We start from the raw sequence: 23,867 nt of genomic DNA on the forward strand, positions 1-23,867 counted from the left end.
GGTCATGCTGTCGGCGCGTCGACGGCCCCGCCGAAGCGGCGATCGCGCGAGAGGTACAGCCCGATGGCATCCCACAGGTGCGTGCGGCGGAAGTCGGGCCAGAGCGTGTCGAGGAACACCATCTCGGCGTACGCGGACTCCCACAGCAGGAAGTTCGAGGTCCGCTGCTCGCCACTGGAGCGCACGAACAGATCCACGTCGGGCATGTCGGGCTGGTAGAGGTTCTTGCGGATCAGCTTCTCGGTCACGGCCGACGGCTTGAGCTTCCCGGCCGCGATGTCCTCGCCGATCCGGCGCATGGCATCCACGATCTCCACCCGCCCGCCGTAGTTGACGCACATCGTCAACGTGAGGGTGGAGTTGCCCTCGGTGAGGCGCTCCGCGTGCTGGAGCTCCTTGATGACCGAGCCCCACAGCCGCGGCTTGCGACCCGACCAGCGGATGCGCACGCCCCACTCGTTCAGCTGGTCGCGGCGACGATGCAGGACTTCGCGGTTGAAGCCCATGAGGAAGCGCACCTCATCGGGAGAACGCGACCAGTTCTCGGTCGAGAAGGCGTACACCGACAGGTGCTTCACCCCGGCCTGGATGGCTCCCGCGACCACGTCGAGCAGCGCGGCCTCTCCCGCGCGGTGACCCTCGACGCGCGTGAGCCCCTGGCGGTTGGCCCAGCGACCGTTGCCGTCCATGACGATCGCGACGTGCTCGGGCACGGCCCCCTTGGGGTAGCTGGGAGGGTACTCGCCCGTCCAGTCGAGGGGGCGGTACGGCACGGCGTCGCGGTGCGTGAACGGCTTCGGTGTCATCGATGCGACTCCAGGTGCGAGAGGGAACGGATGCCGCGCTCCAGGTGGAACTGCGCGTACGCGGCCACGAGGCCCGAGGCGGCGGCCACCGTGCGGCCGGGGGCGGTGTCGATGGTCTCCCACTCCCCCGCCATGAGCGCGCGGAGCATGTCGACGGTGTCGCGCGCGACGCGCGGCGAGCCCGCGGGCGCGCACGTCGAGCAGACCACGCCGCCGAGCTGGGCGAGGAAGTAATCGTGGTCGCCGACCGTGCCGCACCGCGCGCACTCCGTGAGCCCCGGCGCCCAGCCCGAGAGGGCCATGGCGCGCAGGAGATAGGAGTCGAGCACGCTCCGCTCAGAGTGATCGCCGCGGGCGAGGGAACGAAGGCCTCCGACGAGGAGGAGGTACTGCTGCGGGGTCGCTTCGGCCTCGTTCAGGCGGTCGGCGGTCTCGACCATCGCGCTCGCGGTGGTGTACCGGTCGTAGTTGACGACGATGTCCGCCCCGTACGAGCCGAGCGACTCGGCCTGCTGGACGATGTCGAGGTTGCGGCCCTTGAACAGCTGCACGTCGGCGACCATGAAGGGCTCGAGGCGCGAGCCGAACTTCGACGACGTCCGCCGCACGCCCTTCGCGACCGCGCGGATCTTTCCGTTGCGGCGGCTGAGGAGGGTGAGGATGCGGTCCGCCTCCCCGAGCTTGTGGGTACGCAGGACCACGACCTCGTCGCGGTAGGTGGGCACAGTCCATTATCCGTCCGCGCACCCGTGAGCGGCCTGCGCGACGCGCCTCCCCCACCCGCCCGCGCACGGGCCGGAGAATGGATGCCGTGGACTCCCCGACCTTCGTCATCCCCCTGTGGGCCGACCTGACCGCCGTCGCGCTCGGCGGCGTCCAGGGAGCCCTGTTCGCCTCGGGGTTCCAGGGCCAGCGCCGGCTCGATCTGCTCGGGGTGGCGATCATCGGCATCCTGCTCGGGATGGGCGGGGGTCTCATCCGCGACCTACTGCTGGGTCTCACGCCGGCCACGCTGCAGAGCAACTGGTACCTCATCACCGCGACGCTCGCCTCGATCGTGGGCATGCTGCTGTCGGGGATCTTCCAGCGGCTGAACCGTGCGATCGTGATGCTCGACGCCGTCGTGATCGGACTCTTCGGCGCCTTCGGCACCTCGAAGGCCCTCGCGCTCGGCATGCCCGCGGTGCCCGCCATCTTCGTGGGGGTGGTCGCCGCGGCCGGCGGCAGCGTGCTCCGCGACGTGCTGATGGGGCTGCCGGTCGCGATCATGCACGTGGGCTCGCTCTACGCCGTCGCCGCCGGTGCCGGGTGCGTGGTGCTCGCGATCTCCGCGGGTTTCGGCGTCCCGCTGCCGCTCGCCGCGGTGATCGGGGTGGTGGTGACGACGGTGCTCCGCGTGTTCGCCGTGCTGTTCGACCTGTCGCTGCCCGAGCAGCGCAAGCTCTACCGCCGCAAGGTCGCGGTCGAGACCACCGGCATCCCGATCATCCGCACCGACGAGTGAACGGGCGAGTCGCCACGATTCGTCGCTTCGGGCAGGCGCGCGGCGACGAATCCCGGCGACTCACGCGTCGAGGACGACCTCGTCGCCGACGCGGATCGTTCCGCCCGCCGCGACGGGGAGCAACAGGATGCCGAGGGTCGGCTCGTCCTGACCGAACTCGTCGGTCAGCACGCGGAGCAGGCGCGCGTCGCGCACGCCGGTGTCGGGGTTCGCGGTGATCGCCGCGCACCGCTCGATCGGCTTCTGCACCTCGAACTCCACCTCGCCGATCCGCACGCGACCGCGCCACGCGAGCTCTTCCCACGGGGCCGCGCCCGAGACGACGATGTTCGAGCGGAACCGGCGGTCATCGACGGGCGCCGGCACCGCGGCATCCAGGTTGGAAACCGACGGCGCTCCATGCAGCGAGACGTACCCGCGGGGCCGGTCCTGGAAGCGTGCCGTCATTCCGTCGCCGAGCAGCCCCAGGGGCAGGATGCCGTCGGCCTCGAGCAGCTTCGCATCGCTCGTCGAGCGCAGGTAGGCCGTGACCGCCTCGCTGAGCCGCGCACGGCCCTCGTCGCTCAGGTCGGCGGTCACGTCGATGTCGTCGACGCGCAGTCGCAGCGTCCGCGCCCCATCGTCGAAGGTGAGCTCCACGCGCGCCAGCGTGGGGAACGTCATGAGCGCGAGTCCGCGGCTCTTCGGGAAGGTGGCATCCGCCGGCTCGAGGGCATCGGCGAAGCGGAACACGAGCGAGCGATCGCCCTGCACGCGACCATCGTCCTGGACGACGAGACTGTCGCGCTTCTCGGGCGTGAAGCCCTTGACGGGGTAGCGGTAGAGGGCGTCGACGCGGATCACATCGCTCATCCTCGCATCCACGCCCTCCACCGCCGTCACCACCGGGCGAGCACCTCGCCGTGCGGCAGCAGGATCCACCCGTCGGGGTGCGCGGCCCACTCCCGCCACGCGTCGGAGATGCGCTGCAGGGTCGCCTCATCCGCGAGGCCCAGTCGCCTGGCGTGCGCCGCGAACGCCGAGGCGAGCACACGGTCGGCCCACATGCCGCCCCACCAGGCGCGCTTGTCCGGCGTGTCGAACACCCACACGCTCGCGCTCGCGTCGATGCGCGAGAACCCGGCTTCGCGCGCCCACGCCTTCAGCACGCGCCCCGCGTCGGGTTCTCCCGACGACCCGCGGTGCACGCCGTGGTAGATGTCGAGCCATTCGTCGAGGGCGGGGATGAGCGGGTGCCAGATCACCCCGCCGTAGTCGACGTCGCGCACCGCCACCAGGCCGTCCGGTCCCGCGACGCGGCGGAACTCCCGCAGGGCGTCGACGGGCCGCTCGAGATGCTGGAGCACCTGATGGGCGTGGACGATGTCGAACGAGGCGTCGGGCACGTCGAGGGCGTAGGCGTCGCCGGTGCGGAACGTCACGTTCGAGCGCTCGCCGGCGGCGGCGCGGGCGATCTCGACGACGTCGGAGGCGGCATCCACCCCGACGACCTCACCCGGGAAGACCCGGTCGGCGAGGTCGACGGTGATGGTGCCGGGGCCGGCGCCCACATCGAGGATGCGGGTGCCGGCCGACAGCGAAGACACCAGGTACGCCGCCGAGTCGGCGACGGTGCGCGCGGCGTGGGAACGCAGCACGCTCTCGTGGTGTCCGTGGGCGTAGGCCACGGCCGGAGGCTCCGGTCGGGTCAGACGCCCGCGAGGGCGCCGGCGGCCTGACGCGTGCGGATCGCGCGGTTGACGCCCGACACGATCGCCTTCAGCGACGCCGTCGAGATGTCGCCGTCGATCCCCACGCCCCACAGGCGCTGGTCGTCGACCTGCAGCTCGACGTAGGCCGCGGCCTGCGCGTCGCCGCCGGAGCTGAGGGCGTGCTCGACGTAGTCGTACAGCGTCACGTCGAACCCCTGCGAACGGACGATCTCGAGGAACGCGGCGACCGGACCGTTGCCCACGGCCGAGGCCGGGTGCGTGGTGTCGCCGTCGCGCAGCGAGACGTCGAGGTGCACATCACCCGACATGTCGCTCGAGGAGCGGGTCGAGAGCAGCTCGAAGCGGCCCCAGCGCTGGTCGTCGTCGGTCGCGGGCAGGTACTCGTCGGTGAAGATGTCCCAGATCTGGGCGCTCGAGACCTCGCCGCCCTCGGCGTCGGTGCGCGCCTGCACGACGCCCGAGAACTCGATCTGGAGCTTGCGCGGCAGGTCGATCGCGTGGTCGGCCTTCAGCAGGTAGGCGACGCCGCCCTTGCCCGACTGCGAGTTGACGCGGATGACGGCCTCGTACGAGCGGCCCAGGTCCTTCGGATCGATCGGCAGGTACGGCACCGCCCACTCGATCTCGTCGATCGTCTTGCCCTCGGCCGTCGCGCGGGCCTCCATCGCCTCGAAGCCCTTCTTGATGGCATCCTGATGCGAACCGCTGAACGCGGTGAAGACCAGGTCGCCGGCCCAGGGGCTGCGCTCGGGGACGGGCAGCTGGTTGCAGTACTCGACGGTGCGCTTGACCTGGTCGATGTCACTGAAATCGATCTGCGGGTCGATGCCCTGCGTCAGCAGGTTGATGCCCAGGGCCACCAGGTCGACATTGCCGGTGCGCTCGCCGTTGCCGAACAGGCACCCCTCGATGCGGTCGGCACCGGCCATGTAGCCCAGCTCGGCGGCGGCCACCGCCGTGCCGCGGTCGTTGTGCGGGTGCAGCGACAAGATGACGTTCTCGCGGTGGTTGAGGTTCCGCGACATCCACTCGATGGAATCCGCGTAGACGTTGGGCGTGGCCATCTCGACGGTGGCGGGGAGGTTCAGGATGACCTTGCGCTCGGCCGTCGGCTGGAAGACCTCGAGCACCTCGTTGCAGATGCGCAGCGCGAACTCCAGCTCGGTACCGGTGTAGCTCTCGGGCGAATACTCGTAGTAGACCTCGGTCTGCGGGATCGTCGCCTCGTACTTCTTGCACAGGCGCGCGCCCTCGAGGGCGATGTCGACGATGCCCTGCTCATCGGTGCGGAACACGACCTCGCGCTGCAGCACGCTTGTAGAGTTGTACAGGTGCACGATGGCCTGCTTCGCGCCGGCGATCGCCTCGTACGTGCGGGCGATGAGGTGCTCACGCGCCTGCGTCAGTACCTGGATCGTGACGTCGTCGGGGATGAGATCTTCTTCGATCAGCTGGCGGACGAAGTCGAAGTCGGTCTGGCTGGCGCTCGGGAAACCGACCTCGATCTCCTTGTAGCCCATCTTCACCAGCAGGTCGAACATGACCCGCTTGCGCTCGGGGCTCATCGGATCGATCAGGGCCTGGTTGCCGTCGCGCAGATCCACGGCGCACCAGCGCGGTGCGACCTCGATGCGCTTGCTCGGCCACGTGCGGTCGGGCAGGTCGACCCGGATCTGCTCGTGGAAGGGACGGTACTTGTGCACCGGAGCGGACGTGGGCTTCTGGGTGTTCTTCATGATGTGTCGCTTCTTTAGATTCGTTCGGTGGGGCCGACGACGATCTCCGCGACGAGGAAGGCCCTTAGAACGAGGACTCGTCGCGGCAGCTAAGAAGAAGAAGGCCACCGAAGCGCATGGAGCGATCGTAGCAGCCCCGCACCGCGGCCTCCGCCGCGTCCGCGTCGCGAGCCGCCGACGTCAGGCCGCGGGCGCTGCCCACTCGCGCGCCAGCACGGCGTACACGAGCAGGTCGCCCCAGCGCCCCTTGGACCATCCCTTCTCGACGAAATGCGCCTCCCGGCGCATGCCGAGGCGTTCGGCGAGCGCGACCGAGCGGGCGTTGTCGGGATCGATCCGGGCCTCCACCCGGCGCAGACCGTAGACGCCGAAGGCGGTGTCGATGAGAGCGCGCACCGCGTCGGTGGCGAGCCCCCGGCCGGATGCCCCCGGGCTCACGACCCAGCCGATCTCGGCGGATCCCGCGTCCGTGTCGAGGTGAAACAGCACGAGGTCGCCGATGACGGCGCCCTCGCTCTCGATGACCAGGACGACACCGCCGCGCTCGCCCTCCAGGCTCGTCCCGCCGAACAGATGCCCGATGCGGCGCCGGATGTCGTCGGGCGACTGCGGGTCGAACGGGAGGAATCGGCACACCTCGGCGTCGCCGCGGTAGCCGGCCATGGCCTCGAGGTCGCGCTCCTCGAACGGGCGCAGGCGCACGCGCTCCCCCGTCACCTCGAGGGTCTCGGGCGCGGGCGGCAGGGCGAACGGCGACGAGCTCACGGCAGGAGGGCGACCTTGCCGCCGGGGTGCCCGGTCATGACGAAGCGCACGGCCTCGACCGCCTCGGCGAGCGGGTACGTGCGGGCGAGGGGAACCTCCAGGGCCCCGGATGCCGCGAGCTCCAGCACCCGAGCGCGGGCGATGTCGCGGAAACGGGCGCTCTCCGGGCGGGCTCCGGCGATCCACAGGATGCCGTCGGCCTTCGCGCGATCGGGCGAGACGATGGTGACGATGCGGTCGCGGTCCGAGACCAGCTCGAGCGAGACGTCGATGGCCTCGTCGGTCCCCGCCGCGTCCCAGGCGGCGACGATCGCCGCTCCGTCGGCCGCGACCTCGACGCGCTCGCGCAGTCCGTCGCCGTAGGCCACCGGGATCCCGCCGTAGCGACGAACGCGCTCGGCCGAGTCGTCGGCATCCGCCCCGACCGTGCCGATCACACGGACGCCGAGTTCGCGCGCCTGCTGGAGCAGGCTCACGCCGACGGCGCCGGAGGCGCCGTGGAGCAGCACCGTCTCGCCCTCGACGACCCGGGTGACCTGGATCATCTCGGCGGCCGTGGTTCCGGCGAGCAGCAGGTTGGCCGCCTCGGGATGCGACAGGCTCGCGGGCTTCGCGAAGACGTCGCGGGCGGGCACGGTGAGGTCGGTCGCGTAGGCGCCCTGCACCCGGAACGCCACGACCTCGTCGCCGACCGCGAGCTCTCCCGAGCCGCCGACCGCGCCATCGCCGACCGCGGTGATCTCACCCGACAGCTCGTACCCGATCGGCACCGGGAACGTCGCGCCGGGGCGCTGCGTCGCGACGTGCTTCGCGTCGGCGGGGTTGATGCCGGCCGCGCGCACGCGGATCGTCACCTCGCCCGGTCCGGGGGCGGCGACGTCGACCTCGTCGAAGCTCCACGTCTCGATGGGCCCCGGAGCCGGAGCCGTCCACCTCTTCGCCATGCCTGCACCTTTCGTTGCGACCGCGCGTTCGGCACGGTCGGGGTCACGCGGTCGGGGACCGAGCGGGTGTCGCGCGGTCTCCGGGGCTCAGAAGCCGAGTCGTCCGAGCTGCTTCGGGTCGCGCTGCCATTCTTTCGCCACCCGCACGTGCAGCGACAGATAGACGCGGCCGCCCACGAGAGGCTCGATGCCCGCGCGCGCTCGCGCGCCCACATCCGCCAGGCGCGAGCCCTTCTTGCCGATGATGATGGCCTTCTGGCTGTCGCGCTCGACGACGATGTTCGCGTACACGTCGGTCAGGTCGCTGTCCTCGCGCGGTGCGACGTCGTCGACCGTCACGGCGATCGAGTGCGGGAGCTCGTCGCGCACGCCGTGCAGGGCCGCCTCGCGGATGATCTCGGCGATGCGGTCTTCGAGCGTCTCGTCGGTCACCACGTCGTCGGCGTACAGCGCGGGGCCCTCGGGCATGAGGGCGAGCAGCTCGTCGCTCAGCACGTCGAGCTGATCGTTGGTCACCGCCGACAGCGGGATGACCGCCGCCCAGTCCTCGCGCAGGGAATCGACCTCGACGAGACGCTCGGTGATCTGGTCGCGGGTCGCGGCGTCGGTCTTGGTCACGAGGGCGACCTTCTTCGCGCGCGGGTAGCCCGACAGCGACTCCGCGATGCGGCGATCGCCGGGACCGACCTTCTCGGTCGCCGGTGCGCAGAAGGCGATGACGTCGACGTCGCCGAGCACCTGCTCGACGAGGTCGTTCAGGCGCTGACCGAGCAGGGTGCGCGGGCGGTGGATGCCGGGGGTGTCCACCACCACGAGCTGACCGCCGGGGCGGTTGACGATGCCGCGGATCGCGCGGCGCGTCGTCTGCGGCTTCTCACTGGTGATGGCGACCTTCTCGCCCACGAGCGCGTTGGTCAGGGTGGATTTGCCGACGTTGGGTCGCCCCACGAAGGTCACGAACCCGGAGCGGGTGTCGGTCATCTGTCGTTCCTTTCACGCGCCGACAGCTCTGCGTCGGCGTCGTCGTCGGCGGAGATCTCGCTGCGCTCGACGATCACGGTGGCGATGCCCCGGTTCCGGCCGCGCGACGCGCCTCCGGTCATCACGAGGCCCGAGTGCTCGGCGGTGGCGCCGGGCTGAGGGATGCGGCCGAGCGCCTTGCCGAGCAGACCGCCGATCGAGTCGACGTCCTCGTCGTCGAGCTCGAGACCGAACAGGTCGCCGACCTCGTCGAGCCCGAGGCGGGCGTTGATGCGGTAGCGGCCCTCGCCGAGCTCGACGATCTCGGTGTTGGGAGCGTCGTATTCGTCGGCGATCTCGCCCACCAGCTCCTCGATGAGGTCCTCAAGGGTCACGAGACCCGCGACGCCGCCGTACTCGTCGACGACCAGGCAGACGTGGACGGCATCTTTCTTCATCTGCTGCAGCAGCGTCTCGGCCTTCATCGACTCGGGGACGAAGACGGCCGGCCGGGCGATGCGGCGGATGGGGGCGTCGCGCCAGCCGGCCTCGTCGCGGAAGCCGAACTGCACGAGATCCTTCAGGTACAGCACGCCCACGACGTCGTCGGCGTCGTCATCGGCGAGGGGCACCCGGGAGACGCCCTTCTCGAGGAACAGCGCGAGGGCCTCGCGGGAGGTGGCCGCGGCATCCACACTGACCATGTCGGTGCGCGGCACCATGACCTCGCGGACGTAGCGATCGGTGAAGTCGAAGACCGAGTGGATGAGCTCGCGATCGTCTTCCTCGATCAACTCGTTCTCGGCCGCCTCGTCGATGATGCTGAGCAGCTGCTCCTCCGACGCGAACGAGGTGGAGTGCGACACCCCCGGCGTCACGCGGTTGCCGACGGCGACGAGACCATGCGCGAGCGGGCCGAGCAGGATGCGCATGCCCCGGATGACGGGGGCGACGCCGCGCAGCAGACCGCGCGCGTGCTGGCGACCGACGGAGCGCGGACTCGCCCCCACCGCGACGAACGAGATGCCCGTCATGAGCACGGCCGCGGCGATCACGGCCCACCAGATGTCGTCGAAGATCAGCATGAACGCGGCGGCGACGAGCACGGCGGCGGTCGTCTCGGCGAGCACGCGGATGAACACCACCGCGGTGTTGTGCGCGCTCGTGTCGTCGGCGATCCGCCGGAGCGATCGGGCGTTGCGGCCTGAAGCGCCGAGCTCGAGGAGGTCGGTGCGCGAGGTCACGCCGAGCGCCGCCTCGGAGGCCGCCATCAGGCCGCCGAACGCGACGAGGAGGAAGGCGGCGACGAGGAGGAGCGCTTCGGTCATGCCCGACGCTGGCGCTCGACGGCCTGGAACCCGGTGATCAGCTCCCGCTGGAGCCCGAACATCTCGCGCTCCTCGTCGGGTTCGGCGTGATCGAATCCGAGGAGGTGCAGCAACCCGTGCGTGGTGAGGAGGATGAGCTCGTCCTGCGTCGAGTGCTTCGCGGCGACCGCCTGCGTCTCGGCCACGGCGGGGCACAGCACGATGTCGCCCAGCAGTCCCGCGGGGGTGGGGGCGTCCTCGGAGCCGGGACGCAGTTCGTCCATCGGGAAGCTCAGCACGTCGGTGGGCCCGGGCTCGTCCATCCACTGCACGTGGAGCGACTCCATGGCCCCCTCGTCGACGAGCACGATCGCCACGTCGGCGTCGGCGCTGACGTGCAGCTCCGCAAGGTTGTACTCCATCAGGCGCAGCAGGACCTGCTCGTCGACCTCGTGGCCGGATTCGTTGTTGATCTCGATCGTCATGAGCGGTTTCGTCTCGGGAGGTGATCGCGGGGTCCGGCGGCACCGGGGCCGCGTCGCTCCGCACGGTTGGCGAACTCGGAGGCCTCGTCGCGTTCGCGACGCGCGGCCAGGCGCTTCTCGTCGTACTCGCTGTACGCGTCGACGATACGGCCGACCAGGGAGTGACGCACGACGTCGTCGCTGGTCAGGCGCGAGAAGTGGATGTCGTCGATGTCGCCGAGCACACGGGTGACCAGACGCAGACCCGAGGCGCCCTGCGGGAGGTCGACCTGCGTGATGTCGCCGGTGACCACCATGCGGGTGCCGAAACCGAGGCGCGTGAGGAACATCTTCATCTGCTCGGGGGTGGTGTTCTGCGCCTCGTCGAGCACGACGAACGAGTCGTTCAGCGTGCGACCGCGCATGTACGCCAGAGGGGCGACCTCGATCGTGCCCGTCGCCATGAGCTTGGGCACGATGTCGGGGTCCATCATCTCGTTGAGCGCGTCGTACAGCGGGCGCAGGTACGGGTCGATCTTGTCGGTCAGTGTTCCGGGGAGGAACCCGAGGCGCTCGCCCGCCTCGACGGCGGGTCGGGTCAGGATGATGCGGTTGACCTCTTTGCGCTGGAGCGCCTGCACGGCCTTGGCCATCGCGAGGTACGTCTTGCCCGTACCGGCGGGGCCGATGCCGAACACGATCGTGTTCTCGTCGATCGCGTCGACGTACTCCTTCTGACCGGCCGTCTTGGGGCGGATCACCTTTCCACGCGACGACAGGATCGCCTCGCCCATCACCTCGGACGGGCGAGGCCCGCCGTCGGTGCGGAGCATACGGTTGGAACTCGAAACGTCGGCCGGGTCGAGGCCCTGACCGGAGCGGGTCATGGCGACCAGCTCGTCGACCAGGCCGCGAGCGGCTCGCACCGCGGCGGGAGAGCCCGACAGCGTGATCTCGTTGCCGCGCACGTGCACGTCGACGTCGGGATGCTCCTTCTCGACGACGCGCAGGAGACGGTCCTGCGGACCGAGCAGCTGCACCATGGCCACGCCGTCGACGGCGATCTGATCGGAGACGGTCTCTTCGGGGGAATCAGCCACCCAGGCTCTTTTCGTTCAGGCCGCCCGCGAGAACGTGGGCGTGCACATGGAAGACGGTCTGTCCGGCGCCCTCGCCGGTGTTGAAGATCAGACGGAAATCGCCGTCGGCGTGCTCGGCGGCGACGCTGTTCGCGAGACCGATCACTTCGGTCAGAAGCTCCGGGTCGCCGGCCGCGAGCTCGACGACGTTGCGATACTGCTGCGTCTTGGGGATGACGAGCAGGTGCACCGGCGCCTGAGGGGCGATGTCGCGGATCGCGAAGGCGTTCTCGGTCTCGGCCACGATCTCGGCAGGGATCTCGCCCTGCAGGATGCGCGTGAAGATCGACGGTTCGCTCATGGCATCCAGTCTAGTGAGGGCCTCCGACACCGGGGCTCGGCCGTTTCGCCGACGCCCTCTCGGCGCTCACCGACCCGGGTCGGGGCGCATCCCGTCGCTCGGAGCGGAGAACCGACGCCCCGAGTTCTGCCATATCCGCCCCGGATGCGACAAGCGCCCGGCACGGCCCGGCTCACCAGCGCCCGTGCGCCGCCGACAGCACCGAGATGGCCGCGGCCCCCGCGGTGGAGGTCCGCAGCACGGTGTCGCCCAGCCGCACGAGGCGGGCGCCGGCCTCTTCGAGCGCCGACAGCTCCTCCGGGGCGATCCCGCCCTCCGGACCTACCACGAGCACCACGTCGCGACCGTCCGACGCCTCCGCGGCCACCTCGGTGAGGCGGACGGATGCCGTCGGCTCGAGCACGAGGACGAGAGAGGCACCGGCACGGGCGACGAGGTCGGCCGTCCGCACCACGCCCTCGACCTCGGGCACCCACGCGCGGTGCGCCTGCTTCGCGGCCTCGCGGACGATCGTCCGCCAGCGCGCGAGCCCCTTGTCCGCCTTGGCATCCCAGCGCGAGACGCTGCGCGCCGCCTGCCACGGGACGATCTCATCGACGCCGAGCTCGGTCGCCGCCTGGACGGCCAGCTCGTCGCGGTCGCCTTTCGCCAATGCCTGCACGAGCACGAACCGCGGGACGGGCGCCGCGGTCTCCTGGCGGCCCGTGACGCGCACGTCGACCTGCTTGGGGCCGACGGCGGTCACGACCCCCGAGAGCCACACGCCGCGTCCGTCGCCGAGCGTGACCGCCTCGTCGACCCGCACGCGCCGCACGCTCGCCGCGTGATGCGCCTCCGACCCGGTGAGGGTCACGGCATCCCCCGGCTGTGCGTCGGTGGCGTCGTCGGTGACGAAGTGCAGCGCCATGCTCAGTGGCGGAAGCGGTCGCGGAATTTGCTGAACATGCCCTGCTGGTGCTCGGCCAGGCGCGGCCCCGGAGCCTTGGTGCGCTTGGCGAACTCCTCGATGAGAGCCCGCTCCTTGTGGTCGAGGCGCGTGGGAGTCACCACGTGCACACCGACCTTCAGGTCGCCGCGCTGGCTGCCCCGCAGGGGCGTGATGCCGCGGCCCTTGATCGTCAGCACGTCACCCGACTGCACGCCCGGGCGCACCTCGAGGTCGACGGAGCCGTCGAGCGACTCGATCGTCGTGGTGGCGCCGAGGATGGCGTCGGGCATCGACACCTCGAGGGTGGCGACGAGGTCGTCGCCCTCGCGGCTGAACGCGTCGTGCGCCTCCACAGTGATCTCCAGGTACAGGTCGCCGTTGGGACCTCCGGCCGGGCCGACCTCGCCCGAGCCGGGGAGCTGCAGGCGCAGGCCCGACTCGACGCCGGCGGGGATGTCGACCGACACCGTGCGGCGCGCGCGCACCCGGCCCTGACCCTGGCAGGTGCCGCAGGGGTAGGGAATGGTCGTGCCGTGACCGTGGCACACGGTGCAGGGCTGGCTGGTGACGACGTTGCCGAGGAGGCTCCGCACGGTGCGCTGCACGTGACCGGAACCGTGGCAGATGTCGCACGTGACCTCGCTGGTACCGGGCTGCGTGCACGCTCCCTGGCACGTCTCGCAGAGGACCGCCGTGTCGACCTCGAGGTCGCGGTGCGTACCGAAGACGACGTCGCCGAGCTGCAGCGTGACGCGTACGAGGGCGTCCTGGCCGCGCTCCCGGCGTGACCGCGGTCGCGGGCCGCGGCCTCCGCCGCCGCCCTGCGCGCCGCCGAAGAACGTCTCGAAGATGTCGCTGAAACCGCCGAACCCGGCCGCTCCCCCGCCCCCGAACGGGCTCTGGTCGCCGCCCATGTCGTAGCGGCGGCGCTGCTCGGGATCGCTCAGCACGTCGTAGGCGTGTGTCACGAGTTTGAACTTCTCGGACGCGTCCTCACCGGGATTCACATCGGGGTGCAGCTGGCGCGCGAGACGCCGGTAGGCCTTCTTGATGTCTTCCGGGCTGGCGTCGCGTTCGACGCCCAGGACCTCGTAGTGGTCAGCCACAATCGCCTTCCTGCCCGCTCGCGCGGGGTCGTTCTCGTGGGGAGTGCTCGCGGCGCGAGACGTCAGCGCGAGCTGTCGTCGTCTTCGAGCATCCGGGTCAGATAGTGCGCGACGGCGCGGACCGCCGCGAGGTTGGAGGAGTAGTCCATGCGGGTCGGCCCGAGCAGACCCACGCGGGCCCCGCCGGTGGAGCCGTCGTACCGGCTCGCGAGCACGGAGGCCTCGACGAGGCCGAAAGGCTCGTTCTCGCGCCCGATACTCGCCGACAGTCCCTTCTCGTCGGCGACCATCTCGCTCATCAGGCGCAGCAGGGTCACCTGCTCCTCGATCGCTTCGAGGAGCGGGTAGATGCTGCCGCGGAAGTCCTGCTCGCGCTTGGCGAGGGTCGCGGCCCCGGCCATGACGAGACGGTCCTGACGGAAGGCCTCGAGTTCCTCCCCGACCACGCGCAGGACCGCGTCGGCGATCGCGTCGAGCACGACCCCGGGACGCGGGCCGGCAGTGAGGGCCTCGGAGACGCGCTGGGAGCTCTCGGCGACGCTGTGTCCGACGAGCACGGCGCCGACGCGCGCGCGCAGCAGGGCGATGTCGCTCTCGCCGGGCTCGGCGGGCACGAGCGCGATGCGCTGCGACACCCGGCCGGTGTCGGTGACCAGGATGACGAGAACCCGGGGCCCGCCGAGGGCGACGAGTTCGACGTGCGTGACGTTGGCGCGGGCGAACGAGGGGTACTGCACGATCGCGACCTGGCCGGTCAGCTGCGTCAGCGCCCGTACCGTGCGTGCGAGGAGGTCGTCGAGGTCGCCCGCCTCATCGAGGAAGGAGGTGACGGCGCTGCGCTGGGCACTCGACAGCGGGCGGAGCTCGGCGAGGTGGTCGACGAAGACGCGGTAGCCCTTGTCGGTCGGGACGCGTCCCGACGACGTGTGCGGCGCGACGATGAGGTCTTCGTCCTCGAGAAGGGCCATGTCGTTGCGGATGGTCGCCGCCGACACCCCGAAGGCATGGCGGTCGACGATGGCCTTGCTGCCGACGGGCTCGCGCGTGTCGACGTAGTCCTGGACGATCGCGCGCAAGACCTGGAGGCCGCGTTCCGACACCATGGCTGCTCCTCCCGTTTGGCACTCGACTCGACTGAGTGCCAATTCTACGACGATCGCCCCGCCCGTGCGTCGAGCGGCTCGCGGGCGCCGGCACGACCGACGATTCAGCCCGTGGACAGCGGAGAGGCGCCCCCGGGTCAGGCCGTCAGCGCGCGCACCACGGCATCCGCCAGCAGGCGCCCGCGACGGGTCAGCACGATGCGCCCGCGCACGGCATCCGGGCCCTCGATGAGCCCGTCGGCGATGAGGGATGCCACGGCCTTGCGCCCCTCGCCGAGGATCTCCGACACCGCGAGCCCCTCGCGGATGCGGCTGCGCAGGAGCACCGATTCGAGCCGACGCGCCGTCTCGTCGGGACGCTCTCGCGCCGCGGCGGGCGATTCGGCGGCGGCGAGACGCTGGGCGTACGCGGCGGGATGCTTCACGTTCCACCAGCGCAGCCCCGCGACATGGCTGTGCGCGCCCGGACCGAAGCCCCACCAGTCGGTGCCGCGCCAGTACGCGAGGTTGTGGCGCGAACGGTGCGCGACGCCCCGCGACCAGTTCGACACCTCGTACCAGTCGTAGCCCGCGGCGGCGAGCAGATCGTCGGCGAGCTCGTACATGTCGGCCTGCAGGTCGTCGTCCGGCGTCGCGACAGCGCCGGAGCGGATCTGCCGCGCGAGCTTCGTGCCGTCCTCGACGATGAGCGCGTACGCCGACACGTGGTCGGGTTCGAGAGCGGTCGCCGCCTCGAGCGAGGCGCGCCAGTCGTCGAGCGACTCGCCCGGCGCGCCGTAGATCAGGTCGACGGAGACGTCGAGACCGGCGCGGCGCGCGGCCGAGACCGCGGTGGCGACGTTCAGCGGATCGTGGGTGCGGTCGAGCGCCGCGAGCACGTGCGGCCGGGCCGACTGCATGCCGATCGACAGGCGTGTCATCCCGGCGGCGGCGAGGGTGTCGGCGACCGCGTCGTCCACGGTATCGGGGTTCGCCTCCACGGTCACCTCGGCGCCCGGCGCGATACCGAACTCGTCGCGGACCGCGTCGAGCATGCGGGCGAGGTCGCCCGGCGGCAGCAGCGTCGGCGTCCCGCCCCCGAAGAACACCGTGGATGCCGCGCGCCGACCGCCCGCGGCATCCATCACTGCGCCCGCCAGGCGCACCTCGGTGGCCAGGGTGTCGGCGAAGTCGTCCTGCCGCGCTCCGCGGAGCTCGCTCGCCGTGTAGGTGTTGAAGTCGCAGTAGCCGCAGCGCACGCGGCAGAACGGCACGTGCAGGTAGACGCCGAAATCGGCGCCGGGATCGATGACGAGGTCGTCGGGGAGGCGTCCGTCGACCGGCGCGGGGTCTCCGAGCGGGAGGGGCCCGCCCATCAGGAGGAGTACAGCGGCGAGATCGCGCGCAGGTAGCGCGCGAACAACGCCTTGCGCCGACGCCGGACGCGGCTGGTGAAGAGGCGGTACGACGGGGCGGTGGGCCGATCGAAGGCGCGTACGACGAACCAGACCTCGTCGTTCTCGCGCCACTCGAGGCTGAAGAGCTCCTCGCCGCTCACGATCGAGTGCCCCACGGTGCCCAGGATGAAGCCGACACGACGAGGCTCCTCGAAGACCGAGATGACGCGCAGCTCGGCGTCGGCGCGGTGTCCGTCGACCTTGCCGTGCAGGCGCACGCCGGTGCCGGGGCGGACGAACGGCGTGCCGTCGGCGGCGAACCGCTGCTCTGCTTCGAGCCGGCTCGGCGCGACGGGCGCACCCTCGGCGTCGAAGCCGACGCCCGCGTAGCCCTCCCCGGATGCCGGGCGCACGTCGGTGATGCTGAGTTCCTCGCCGCGCAACGGTGCCCACGACAGCAGCAGCTCGCTCGCGGCGGCGAAACGCTCCTCGCCGCTGCCGATGCGCCAGGCGTCTTCGGCGGGCACGGAGTGCTCCGGCGGATACTGCATCAGGTCGGGCGCCTGGGTGGCGCCGACCGCCGCGTAGTCGACCGTGTCATCGGTGAAGTTCTGCCTGCGCATGATCCACCCCTCTCGGTTGCGTGCGTTCTACTTCTTGGCCTCGACGTCGCCGGAGAGCGCGGCGATGAACGCCTCCTGGGGGACCTCGACGCGACCGACCATCTTCATGCGCTTCTTGCCCTCCTTCTGCTTCTCGAGGAGCTTGCGCTTACGAGTGATGTCACCGCCGTAGCACTTGGCGAGGACGTCCTTGCGGATCGCGCGGATCGTCTCGCGCGCGATGATGCGCGCACCGATCGCGGCCTGGATGGGCACTTCGAACTGCTGGCGCGGGATGAGCTTGCGCAGCCGCTCGGCCATCATCGTGCCGTAGCTGTAGGCCTTCTCGCGGTGCACGATCGAACTGAACGCGTCGACCTTGTCGCCCTGCAGCAGGATGTCGACCTTCACCAGATCGGCGGTCTGTGACCCGGCCGGTTCGTAGTCGAGGCTCGCGTAGCCTTGCGTCCGCGACTTCAGGTGGTCGAAGAAGTCGAAGACGATCTCGCCGAGCGGCATGTTGTAGCGCAGCTCGACCCGGTCTTCGCTGAGGTAGTCCATGCCGAGAAGCGTGCCGCGGCGTGACTGGCACAGCTCCATGACGGTACCGACGTAGTCCTTCGGGAGCAGGATGCCGACCTTGACGATCGGCTCCGAGACCGAGGCCACGCGGCCGTCGGGGTATTCGCTCGGGTTCGTGACCGACACGGTCTCGCCGGTGTCGGTGGTGACCTCGTAGGTCACCGACGGAGCGGTGGTGATCAGATCGAGACCGAACTCGCGTGAGAGGCGCTCGGTGATGATCTCGAGGTGCAGCAGGCCGAGGAAGCCGCAACGGAACCCGAAGCCGAGCGCGACGGAGGTCTCGGGCTCGTACTGCAGCGAGGCGTCGGAGAGCTTGAGCTTGTCGAGGGCCTCGCGCAGCTCGGCGTAATCGCTGCCGTCGATCGGGTAGATACCCGAGAAGACCATGGGCTTGGGGTCGGTGTACCCCGCGAGAGCCTCGGTGGCGGGTTTGCGGTGCGTCGTGATCGTGTCGCCGACCTTCGACTGGCGCACGTCCTTCACGCCGGTGATGAGGTAGCCGACCTCGCCGACGCCGAGCCCCTGGGTGGGGATCGGCTCGGGGCTGGAGACGCCGATCTCGAGCGCCTCGTGGGTCGCGCCGGTCGACATCATCTGCAGACGCTCGCGCGGCTGCAGTGCCCCGTCGATCATGCGGACGTAGGTCACCACGCCGCGATAGGCGTCGTAGACCGAGTCGAAGATCATCGCTCGCGCGGGCGCGTCCGCCACGCCGACGGGAGCGGGGATCTTCTCGACGATGAGGTCGAGCAGCTCCTCGACGCCCATCCCCGTCTTGCCGCTGACGCGCAGCACGTCGGCGGGGTCGCCGCCGATGAGACCCGCCAGCTCGGCCGCGTACTTGTCGGGGTCGGCGGCGGGGAGGTCGATCTTGTTCAGCACCGGGATGATCGTCAGATCGTTCTCGAGCGCCAGGTAGAGGTTGGCGAGGGTCTGCGCCTCGATGCCTTGAGCGGCGTCGACGAGCAGGATCGCGCCCTCGCATGCGGCCAGCGAACGGCTCACCTCGTAGGTGAAGTCGACGTGACCGGGGGTGTCGATCATGTTGAGGGCGAACGTGCCGTCGGCCGTGGACCACGGCATCCGGACCGCTTGCGACTTGATGGTGATGCCGCGCTCGCGCTCGATGTCCATGCGGTCGAGGTACTGCGCGCGCATGTCGCGGTCGGCGACGACGCCGGTGATCTGCAGCATGCGGTCGGCCAACGTCGACTTGCCGTGGTCGATGTGGGCGATGATGCAGAAGTTGCGGATCTGCGCCGGCGGGGTGGCGGACGGCTCGAGGGGCTTCAGGGCGCGCGGTGACATGTTCCGTCGATTGTACGGTGGCGCGCCGACATCGCCGTCCGCGGACGCTCAGGCTGCGCCTCGACGGCGCTTCTAAGGTGGATGCCATGGCGGTCCAGGTCGTGCTCGTGCACGGCATCCGCACGTCGGCGACCATGTGGCGCGCGCAGGTCGCCCACCTCGAGCAGCGCGGCACCCCGGTGACCGCCGTCGACCTGCCCGGGCACGGCACGCGTCGGGGCGAGGAGTTCACCCTCGACGAGGCGTTCGCGACGATCGATCGGGCGGTCCGGGATGCCGCGACCCGCGGTCCCGTGCTGCTCGTGGGCCATTCGATGGGCGGTCTGCTGTCGATCGAATACGTCGGGCGCGAAGACCCGCCGCCGGTCGCGGCGTTCATCGCGGCGTCCTGCACCTCGATCCCGCGCGGGGTGGGGCTCGCCGCGTATCGGTTCCTCGCGCGTCGATTCGACAGCCTGCCCGACCGCGGCCTGGGTCTGACCAACCGGGTGCTCGATCGCACGCTCCCGGCCGAGACGCGGCCGGACTTCGGCGCGGGCGGCTACGCATTCGACGCGCAGGACACCGCTCTCGCGTCGCTGTCGGTGCTCGACCTGCTCGCGGCGCTGCGGCGCATCGAGGTGCCGCTGTGGTTCGTGAACGGGCAGTGGGACCAGCTGCGCGTGAACGAGAAGCTCTTCACGTCGATCGCGAAGGATGCCGAGCTGATCGTGGTCCCGCGCACGACCCACCTCGTTACGGCGATGCGGCCCCGCGTGTTCAACGCGCTGCTCGAGGTGGCGCTCACCACGGTCGAGACCTCGACCTGTTAGACTCGTCTCTTGGCTTGCGTGTGGGGTTTTTCCCGACCTCCACGACCGCCGGTACAGCGCCCCTCTACCGCTCGACCGGCACTTCCAACACTCACTCAAACGAAAGACCGTCGACGTGGCGAACATCAAGTCGCAGATCAAGCGCAACAAGACCAACGAGAAGGCGCGCGAGCGCAACAAGGCCGTCAAGAGCGAGCTGAAGACGCACGTGCGTCGCACCCGCGAGGCCGTTCTGGCCGGTGACAAGGAAGCCGCCGAGAAGGCGCTCGTCCTCGCCGGCAAGAAGCTCGACAAGGCCGTGAGCAAGGGTGTCATCCACCAGAACCAGGCCGCGAACCGCAAGTCGGCCATCGCGAAGCAGGTCAACGCTCTCTGAGCCGCAGCCGTTTCGACAGCCCGTCCCGCTTCAGCGGGGCGGGCTTCGTCGTTTCCGGAGTGAGAGGTTCGGTGCAGCGCATTCGGGGGTCTCGTCGCGTCCGGGATGTCCGCGGCATATCGAGGCCGGTGCGTGCGCGATCTCCTCCTTGCGGCGGAGGCACCCGCGCACCGGCGTTCGTAGCGTGGATGCCGGGAGGTGCAGCATGCAGAGCGAACGAGCGGCGAAGGTCTTCGGCGACCGGGAGGATCCACGGTCCCGGCTCGTGCAGTTGTTCGGCGGTGAGATGCCGGCGGGTGGGCAGCCTCCGGAACCGGCGCTCCGGTGGGCGCGGGCGGTGTCCTCACCGGATGACGAGGAGGTGGTCGTGGTTCGCGACTTGCGGCGAGCGGAGCCGCGACTCACGCTCCGGGCGGCGACGTTCCTGGCGCGGCACATCGCGCGGGCGTGATCGGGTGCCGACGCGCCTCGCACTCGAGGACAGGAGATCGGTCCGTGACAGGGGCACCCCGGCCGGATCGGACCTGTCTCCGAACGATGCGCTGTCGTCGCCCGTGTCTGAGGCGCTTGCTCACGGGAGCCTCGACGCCGGGCGCCGCCTCAGTCGCCGTACGGCGCGCGCGTGGCGATGACGGTGATCATCCGCTCGAGCGCGAACACGGGGTCGCGCGAGGCGCCCTTGACCTCGGCATCGGCACGCGCCGTGGCGTGGATCGCCATGCCGAGGGTGTTGCCGGTCCAGCCGACGAGGTCGCGGCGCGCGCGGTCGACCTGCCAGTCCTTCATGCCGAGGCGTTGCGCGGTGGCCGACGACGACTCGCGCGTCCCCGCGACCCGCGCCATGGTGCGCAGCTTCATCGCAACAGCGGCGACGAGCGGCACGGGGTCGGCTCCGGATGCCAGGGCGTGCCGCAGCGCGAGCATCGCCGGGCCGTACTGCCCGGCGATGGCCGTGTCGGCGACGGTGAACGCCGAGGTCTCGACGCGCCCGCCGTAATAGCGCTCGACGATGCGCTCGTCGATGTCGCCCGGCACATCGGCGATGAGCTGCTGGCATGCGGCGGCGAGCTCGGTGAGGTCATCGGCGAAAGCGGACACGAGCGAGCGGAGCGCGACGGGGGCGATGCGCTTCTGGGCCGCCTTGAACTCGCCGACCGCGAAGTCGAAGCGATCGGAGTCGCGCTTGACGGCGGGGCAGGCGATCTCGATGCCGCTCCCCTGACCCGCGCGGATGCCGTCGAGCAGCTTCTTCCCGCGGACGCTCGCGCCGGTGTGGCGCAGGACGACCGTGGCGCCCTCCTGCGTCTGCGACAAGTACGACACGGCCTCGGTGAGGAACGTGTCGCTGCACTTCTCGACCCCGCTGACGCGGACGAGACGCGGCTCGCCGAAGAGCGACGGTGACGTGACGGAGAGCAGGGTGCCGGCGGCGTAGTCGTCGGCACGGATGTCGGTGACCTCGAGGCTCGGGTCTTCGCTCTTCAACAAGGAGCGGATGCCGGCGATGGCACGCTCGGCGCAGACCTCTTCGGGGCCGGAGACCAGCACGATGGGCGCCGGCTGCGGGGCACGCCAGGACACCTGCGGGATGGCCGATTTGGCCTTGGCGGGCGCTGCACGTCGAGGGGCCGGGGTCACTCCCCCAGCCTATCGATCGCCTCGGACACCGTGATCGGTCAGCGTCTCGGCGCGTGTCGGGCCCGGGTCGAACGCCGAAGGGGCGCCGGTCCGGTCATGCCTCGCGCTGGCGCCATAGCGCGAGTCGTCCGTCATCGTCATGCCAGACGGCGAGCATTCCGCCGGTGTCCGTCCGTGCCGCGATTGTGCCCTCCTTCTGCAGGATGTCGAGCAGACGCGCGGTCGGGTGTCCGTAGGTGTTGCGGGCTCCGACGCCGATAAGCCCGACGGCAGCGTGCAACCGGTGGTAGAGCTCGGCGTCCTGGTCGGCACTACCGTGGTGGGACACCTTCACGATCTCCACCTGCGGCAGCTCGATGCGGCGCAGCAACGCCGCCTGCGGCTCGGCGCCGAGGTCGCCGAGCAGAACGGTACGCGGAAAGTTCTCGCCGGCGACGTCGATCGCGACGCTCGCGGCGTTTCCCGGCTCCATTGCGGGCAGGGGCCCGAGCGCCTGCCACCGCGTGTCGCCCACCTCGCCCGTCATCCCCATCGTGGCGGCGAGGAGCCGCGCCCCACCGGCAGAGAAGCGGTCGAGCAGCTTCTGATCGGTCGACTCTCCCAGGGGGCCGTGGAGCACCAGCGAGGTTCGGCCCACGACCGCTGCCGACCCGCCCACGTGGTCCTTGTCGAAATGCGTCAGCACGACCAGGTCGAGGCGCGCGATGCCGAGGGTCTGCAGACAGTCCGCGAGCGGTTGCGGGTCCGGCCCCGTGTCGACGAGCGCGACCGCTGTACCGGACCGCCACAACGTGGCATCGCCCTGCCCGACGTCGCACATGGCCACCTGCCAATCCACCGGGACGGTGAGCGGCCCGGCCACGGAGCGCACGGTTCCCGTGGCGCCGGCCACCCCCACCAGGACCGCGACCATCGCCGTCGCAACGGCGGTCAGGCGCGGCACCCGTTGAGGGCGGACGATCGCCACGATGATCGCGGCACCGACGACGGCCAGAAGCGCGGCACCCGTGGTCCCGTCCGGCCACGGCAGGTTCTGCGCGGGCACACCGGCGGTCGTGTGCGCGACCGCGGCGATCCAGGCGGCCGGGATCCAGGCCAGCGCCGTCAGACCATCGCGCAACCAGGGGATGGGGGCGATGCATGCGAGCGCCCCCGCGATCGTCGCCGGCGCCGCGGCCGGATCGGCGAGCATGTTCGCCACCACCCCGAGCAGCGGAACGTGGGGGTCGATCAGCACGATCAGCGGGCCGCACACGACCTGAGCCGACGAGGGCACCGCCAGCGCCAGAGCGAGGGGTACCGGCATCCATCGCCCGAGACCGTCGGCGAGCGGGCGCGCCAACACGAGCAGGGCCGCGGTCGCCGCGGCCGACAGGGCGAAGCCGAGCGATCGGCACAGCCACGGGTCCGCGATCAGCAGCGCGGTCGTCGCCCCCGCCAGCACGGCGATGCCGACGGCCGGTCGCCCCAGGGCGACCGCCAGCAGCGCGATCGCACTCATCACCGCGGCTCGGACGACGCTGGGCTCGGGTGTGACCAGGATGACGAACGCGGCCAGGACGGTGAGCGCGCCGACCACCCGGATGCCGCGGCCGACCCCGCACAGGGAGAGGAGACCGAACGCGGACCCCACGACCAAGGCGCAGTTCGCACCCGACACCGCCGTCAGATGGGAAAGGGAGGCGGCGTTCATCGCGGTTTCGGTGGCGCTGTCGAGGCTGGAGGTGTCTCCGACGGCAAGTCCCGGGATCAGGCCCGCCCCCGGTTGCGGCAGGCCGCGAGTCGAGTCGACCAGCCCGTCTCGCAGCTGTTCGAATGTCGCCCAGAGACCCTCGGGCGCGGCCGCCCGCTCGACCTCGGTCACCCGCAGCGCCAGGATCGCGCGGTCGGCGGGATCCGTGGGGATACCCGTTCCCGCGACGACGAGCTCGCTGCCGGGCCCGAGTGCAGCGGCGTCGTCCAGGGTCTCGGGGTCAAGGCCGATCCGGGCCGGGATCAGCCCGCGCACCGCGGTGTCGCCCGCAGTGACGAGCGAGACCGTCGCATCCGCCCACGCCCCGCCCTCGGAAGTGCGGGCGAGATGTCCCGTCACGGTCGCCGTGACGCGCAGATGCCGCCCGCCCTCCACCTGCAGATGCGCGACGGCCTCGCGCGTGGGGACGAGGGACGCCACCGTGCCGGCCGACGCGCCCGCGCAGCCGAGCGCGACCGCGGCGACGACCATGATCGGATGCCGCACCCGGGTGAGAAGCGCCACCGCTCCGGCCGCGGCCGCAGCAAGGCCCGCCGCGAGAAGGCCGGGATCGGTCAGGACGGTCGCCGCCGCGGCCGCCGCCCACGTGGCCCCCGCCACGGCGACCGGCCGCAGGGACCGCCGCAGCAGTGCCCGCCTCAC

The 23,867-nt window shown here is 70.9% G+C and carries 23 protein-coding genes; 3 read left to right on the forward strand and 20 right to left on the reverse strand.

Going from position 1 to position 23,867, the window contains the following annotated elements:
* Nucleotides 1-2 precede the first annotated feature (2 nt).
* Together ACFZA2_RS10700 and recO are read right to left on the reverse strand one after the other, a co-directional pair.
* Nucleotides 3-806, reverse strand: coding sequence for an isoprenyl transferase (locus tag ACFZA2_RS10700; RefSeq protein WP_391404309.1), 804 nt, complete (start codon nt 804-806; stop codon nt 3-5).
* On the reverse strand, nt 803-1,531 hold the full coding sequence (recO, locus tag ACFZA2_RS10705; protein WP_391404312.1) for a DNA repair protein RecO: 729 nt from the start codon (nt 1,529-1,531) through the stop codon (nt 803-805). The genes ACFZA2_RS10700 and recO overlap by 4 nt, the downstream gene beginning before the upstream one ends.
* 86 nt (nt 1,532-1,617) lie before the next feature.
* Here recO and ACFZA2_RS10710 point away from each other — a divergent pair, with 86 nt between their 5' ends.
* A complete protein-coding gene (locus tag ACFZA2_RS10710; RefSeq protein WP_391404315.1) occupies nt 1,618-2,310 on the forward strand; it encodes a trimeric intracellular cation channel family protein in 693 nt (230 codons plus the stop codon).
* A gap of 60 nt (nt 2,311-2,370) precedes the next feature.
* On the opposite strand, the gene ACFZA2_RS10715 is transcribed toward ACFZA2_RS10710, so the two are convergent.
* From ACFZA2_RS10715 to lepA, 16 genes are all read right to left on the reverse strand, one after another.
* Nucleotides 2,371-3,162 (reverse strand): MOSC domain-containing protein, encoded by a 792-nt coding sequence (locus tag ACFZA2_RS10715; RefSeq protein ID WP_391404318.1) that lies wholly within the window; start codon nt 3,160-3,162, stop codon nt 2,371-2,373.
* A 26-nt stretch (nt 3,163-3,188) separates the two neighbouring features.
* Nucleotides 3,189-3,977, reverse strand: a complete 789-nt coding sequence (locus ACFZA2_RS10720) for a methyltransferase domain-containing protein (protein WP_391404321.1) — start codon at nt 3,975-3,977, stop codon at nt 3,189-3,191.
* A gap of 20 nt (nt 3,978-3,997) precedes the next feature.
* Nucleotides 3,998-5,758 carry a 2-isopropylmalate synthase gene (leuA, locus tag ACFZA2_RS10725; RefSeq protein ID WP_391404324.1) on the reverse strand — a complete coding sequence of 587 codons (1,761 nt, stop codon included), beginning with the start codon at nt 5,756-5,758 and terminating at the stop codon, nt 3,998-4,000.
* 180 nt (nt 5,759-5,938) lie between these two features.
* Nucleotides 5,939-6,523 carry a GNAT family N-acetyltransferase gene (locus ACFZA2_RS10730; RefSeq protein ID WP_391404327.1) on the reverse strand — a complete coding sequence of 195 codons (585 nt, stop codon included), beginning with the start codon at nt 6,521-6,523 and terminating at the stop codon, nt 5,939-5,941.
* Entirely contained in the window at nt 6,520-7,467 is a 948-nt protein-coding gene (locus ACFZA2_RS10735) for a zinc-binding alcohol dehydrogenase family protein (protein ID WP_391404330.1), read from the reverse strand. The genes ACFZA2_RS10730 and ACFZA2_RS10735 overlap by 4 nt, the downstream gene beginning before the upstream one ends.
* Nucleotides 7,468-7,554: 87 nt before the next feature.
* A complete protein-coding gene (gene era, locus ACFZA2_RS10740; RefSeq protein WP_391404332.1) occupies nt 7,555-8,448 on the reverse strand; it encodes a GTPase Era in 894 nt (297 codons plus the stop codon).
* Complete coding sequence (locus tag ACFZA2_RS10745) at nt 8,445-9,755, reverse strand: hemolysin family protein (protein WP_391404335.1); 1,311 nt, start codon at nt 9,753-9,755, stop codon at nt 8,445-8,447. Before ACFZA2_RS10745 ends, era begins: the two co-directional genes overlap by 4 nt.
* The gene (ybeY, locus tag ACFZA2_RS10750) at nt 9,752-10,219 is read right to left on the reverse strand and encodes an rRNA maturation RNase YbeY (RefSeq protein ID WP_076675771.1); all 468 of its coding nucleotides are present in this window, start codon (nt 10,217-10,219) and stop codon (nt 9,752-9,754) included. Before ybeY ends, ACFZA2_RS10745 begins: the two co-directional genes overlap by 4 nt.
* The gene (locus ACFZA2_RS10755; RefSeq protein WP_391405285.1) at nt 10,216-11,241 is read right to left on the reverse strand and encodes a PhoH family protein; all 1,026 of its coding nucleotides are present in this window, start codon (nt 11,239-11,241) and stop codon (nt 10,216-10,218) included. The genes ybeY and ACFZA2_RS10755 overlap by 4 nt, the downstream gene beginning before the upstream one ends.
* A 49-nt stretch (nt 11,242-11,290) precedes the next feature.
* The gene (locus tag ACFZA2_RS10760; protein WP_363391793.1) at nt 11,291-11,638 is read right to left on the reverse strand and encodes an HIT domain-containing protein; all 348 of its coding nucleotides are present in this window, start codon (nt 11,636-11,638) and stop codon (nt 11,291-11,293) included.
* 172 nt (nt 11,639-11,810) lie between these two features.
* Nucleotides 11,811-12,545 carry a 16S rRNA (uracil(1498)-N(3))-methyltransferase gene (locus tag ACFZA2_RS10765; RefSeq protein WP_391404340.1) on the reverse strand — a complete coding sequence of 245 codons (735 nt, stop codon included), beginning with the start codon at nt 12,543-12,545 and terminating at the stop codon, nt 11,811-11,813.
* Between the two features lie 2 nt (nt 12,546-12,547).
* Nucleotides 12,548-13,672 carry a molecular chaperone DnaJ gene (gene dnaJ / locus ACFZA2_RS10770; RefSeq protein WP_363391797.1) on the reverse strand — a complete coding sequence of 375 codons (1,125 nt, stop codon included), beginning with the start codon at nt 13,670-13,672 and terminating at the stop codon, nt 12,548-12,550.
* A 62-nt stretch (nt 13,673-13,734) separates the two neighbouring features.
* A complete protein-coding gene (gene hrcA, locus ACFZA2_RS10775; RefSeq protein WP_391404343.1) occupies nt 13,735-14,775 on the reverse strand; it encodes a heat-inducible transcriptional repressor HrcA in 1,041 nt (346 codons plus the stop codon).
* A gap of 137 nt (nt 14,776-14,912) precedes the next feature.
* Nucleotides 14,913-16,130: a radical SAM family heme chaperone HemW gene (gene hemW / locus ACFZA2_RS10780; RefSeq protein WP_391404346.1), complete on the reverse strand. Its 1,218-nt coding sequence runs from the start codon at nt 16,128-16,130 to the stop codon at nt 14,913-14,915.
* Nucleotides 16,130-16,774 (reverse strand): DUF1990 family protein, encoded by a 645-nt coding sequence (locus tag ACFZA2_RS10785; RefSeq protein WP_315995623.1) that lies wholly within the window; start codon nt 16,772-16,774, stop codon nt 16,130-16,132. Before ACFZA2_RS10785 ends, hemW begins: the two co-directional genes overlap by 1 nt.
* Nucleotides 16,775-16,801: 27 nt before the next feature.
* Nucleotides 16,802-18,646, reverse strand: coding sequence for a translation elongation factor 4 (lepA, locus tag ACFZA2_RS10790; protein WP_136585551.1), 1,845 nt, complete (start codon nt 18,644-18,646; stop codon nt 16,802-16,804).
* Nucleotides 18,647-18,732: 86 nt separating this feature from the next.
* On the opposite strand from lepA, the gene ACFZA2_RS10795 reads away from it, so the two are divergent.
* Nucleotides 18,733-19,458: an alpha/beta fold hydrolase gene (locus ACFZA2_RS10795; protein ID WP_391404354.1), complete on the forward strand. Its 726-nt coding sequence runs from the start codon at nt 18,733-18,735 to the stop codon at nt 19,456-19,458.
* Nucleotides 19,459-19,573: 115 nt separating this feature from the next.
* Nucleotides 19,574-19,834: a 30S ribosomal protein S20 gene (rpsT, locus tag ACFZA2_RS10800; protein ID WP_136585549.1), complete on the forward strand. Its 261-nt coding sequence runs from the start codon at nt 19,574-19,576 to the stop codon at nt 19,832-19,834.
* Nucleotides 19,835-20,434: 600 nt separating this feature from the next.
* On the opposite strand, the gene holA is transcribed toward rpsT, so the two are convergent.
* Nucleotides 20,435-21,472: a DNA polymerase III subunit delta gene (gene holA / locus ACFZA2_RS10805; RefSeq protein WP_391404358.1), complete on the reverse strand. Its 1,038-nt coding sequence runs from the start codon at nt 21,470-21,472 to the stop codon at nt 20,435-20,437.
* Nucleotides 21,473-21,566: 94 nt separating this feature from the next.
* Complete coding sequence (locus tag ACFZA2_RS10810; RefSeq protein WP_391404361.1) at nt 21,567-23,867, reverse strand: ComEC/Rec2 family competence protein; 2,301 nt, start codon at nt 23,865-23,867, stop codon at nt 21,567-21,569.

This window comes from Microbacterium sp. NPDC007973 (genome assembly GCF_042958465.1).
GTDB classification, from domain to species: Bacteria; Actinomycetota; Actinomycetes; order Actinomycetales; family Microbacteriaceae; genus Microbacterium; species Microbacterium galbum.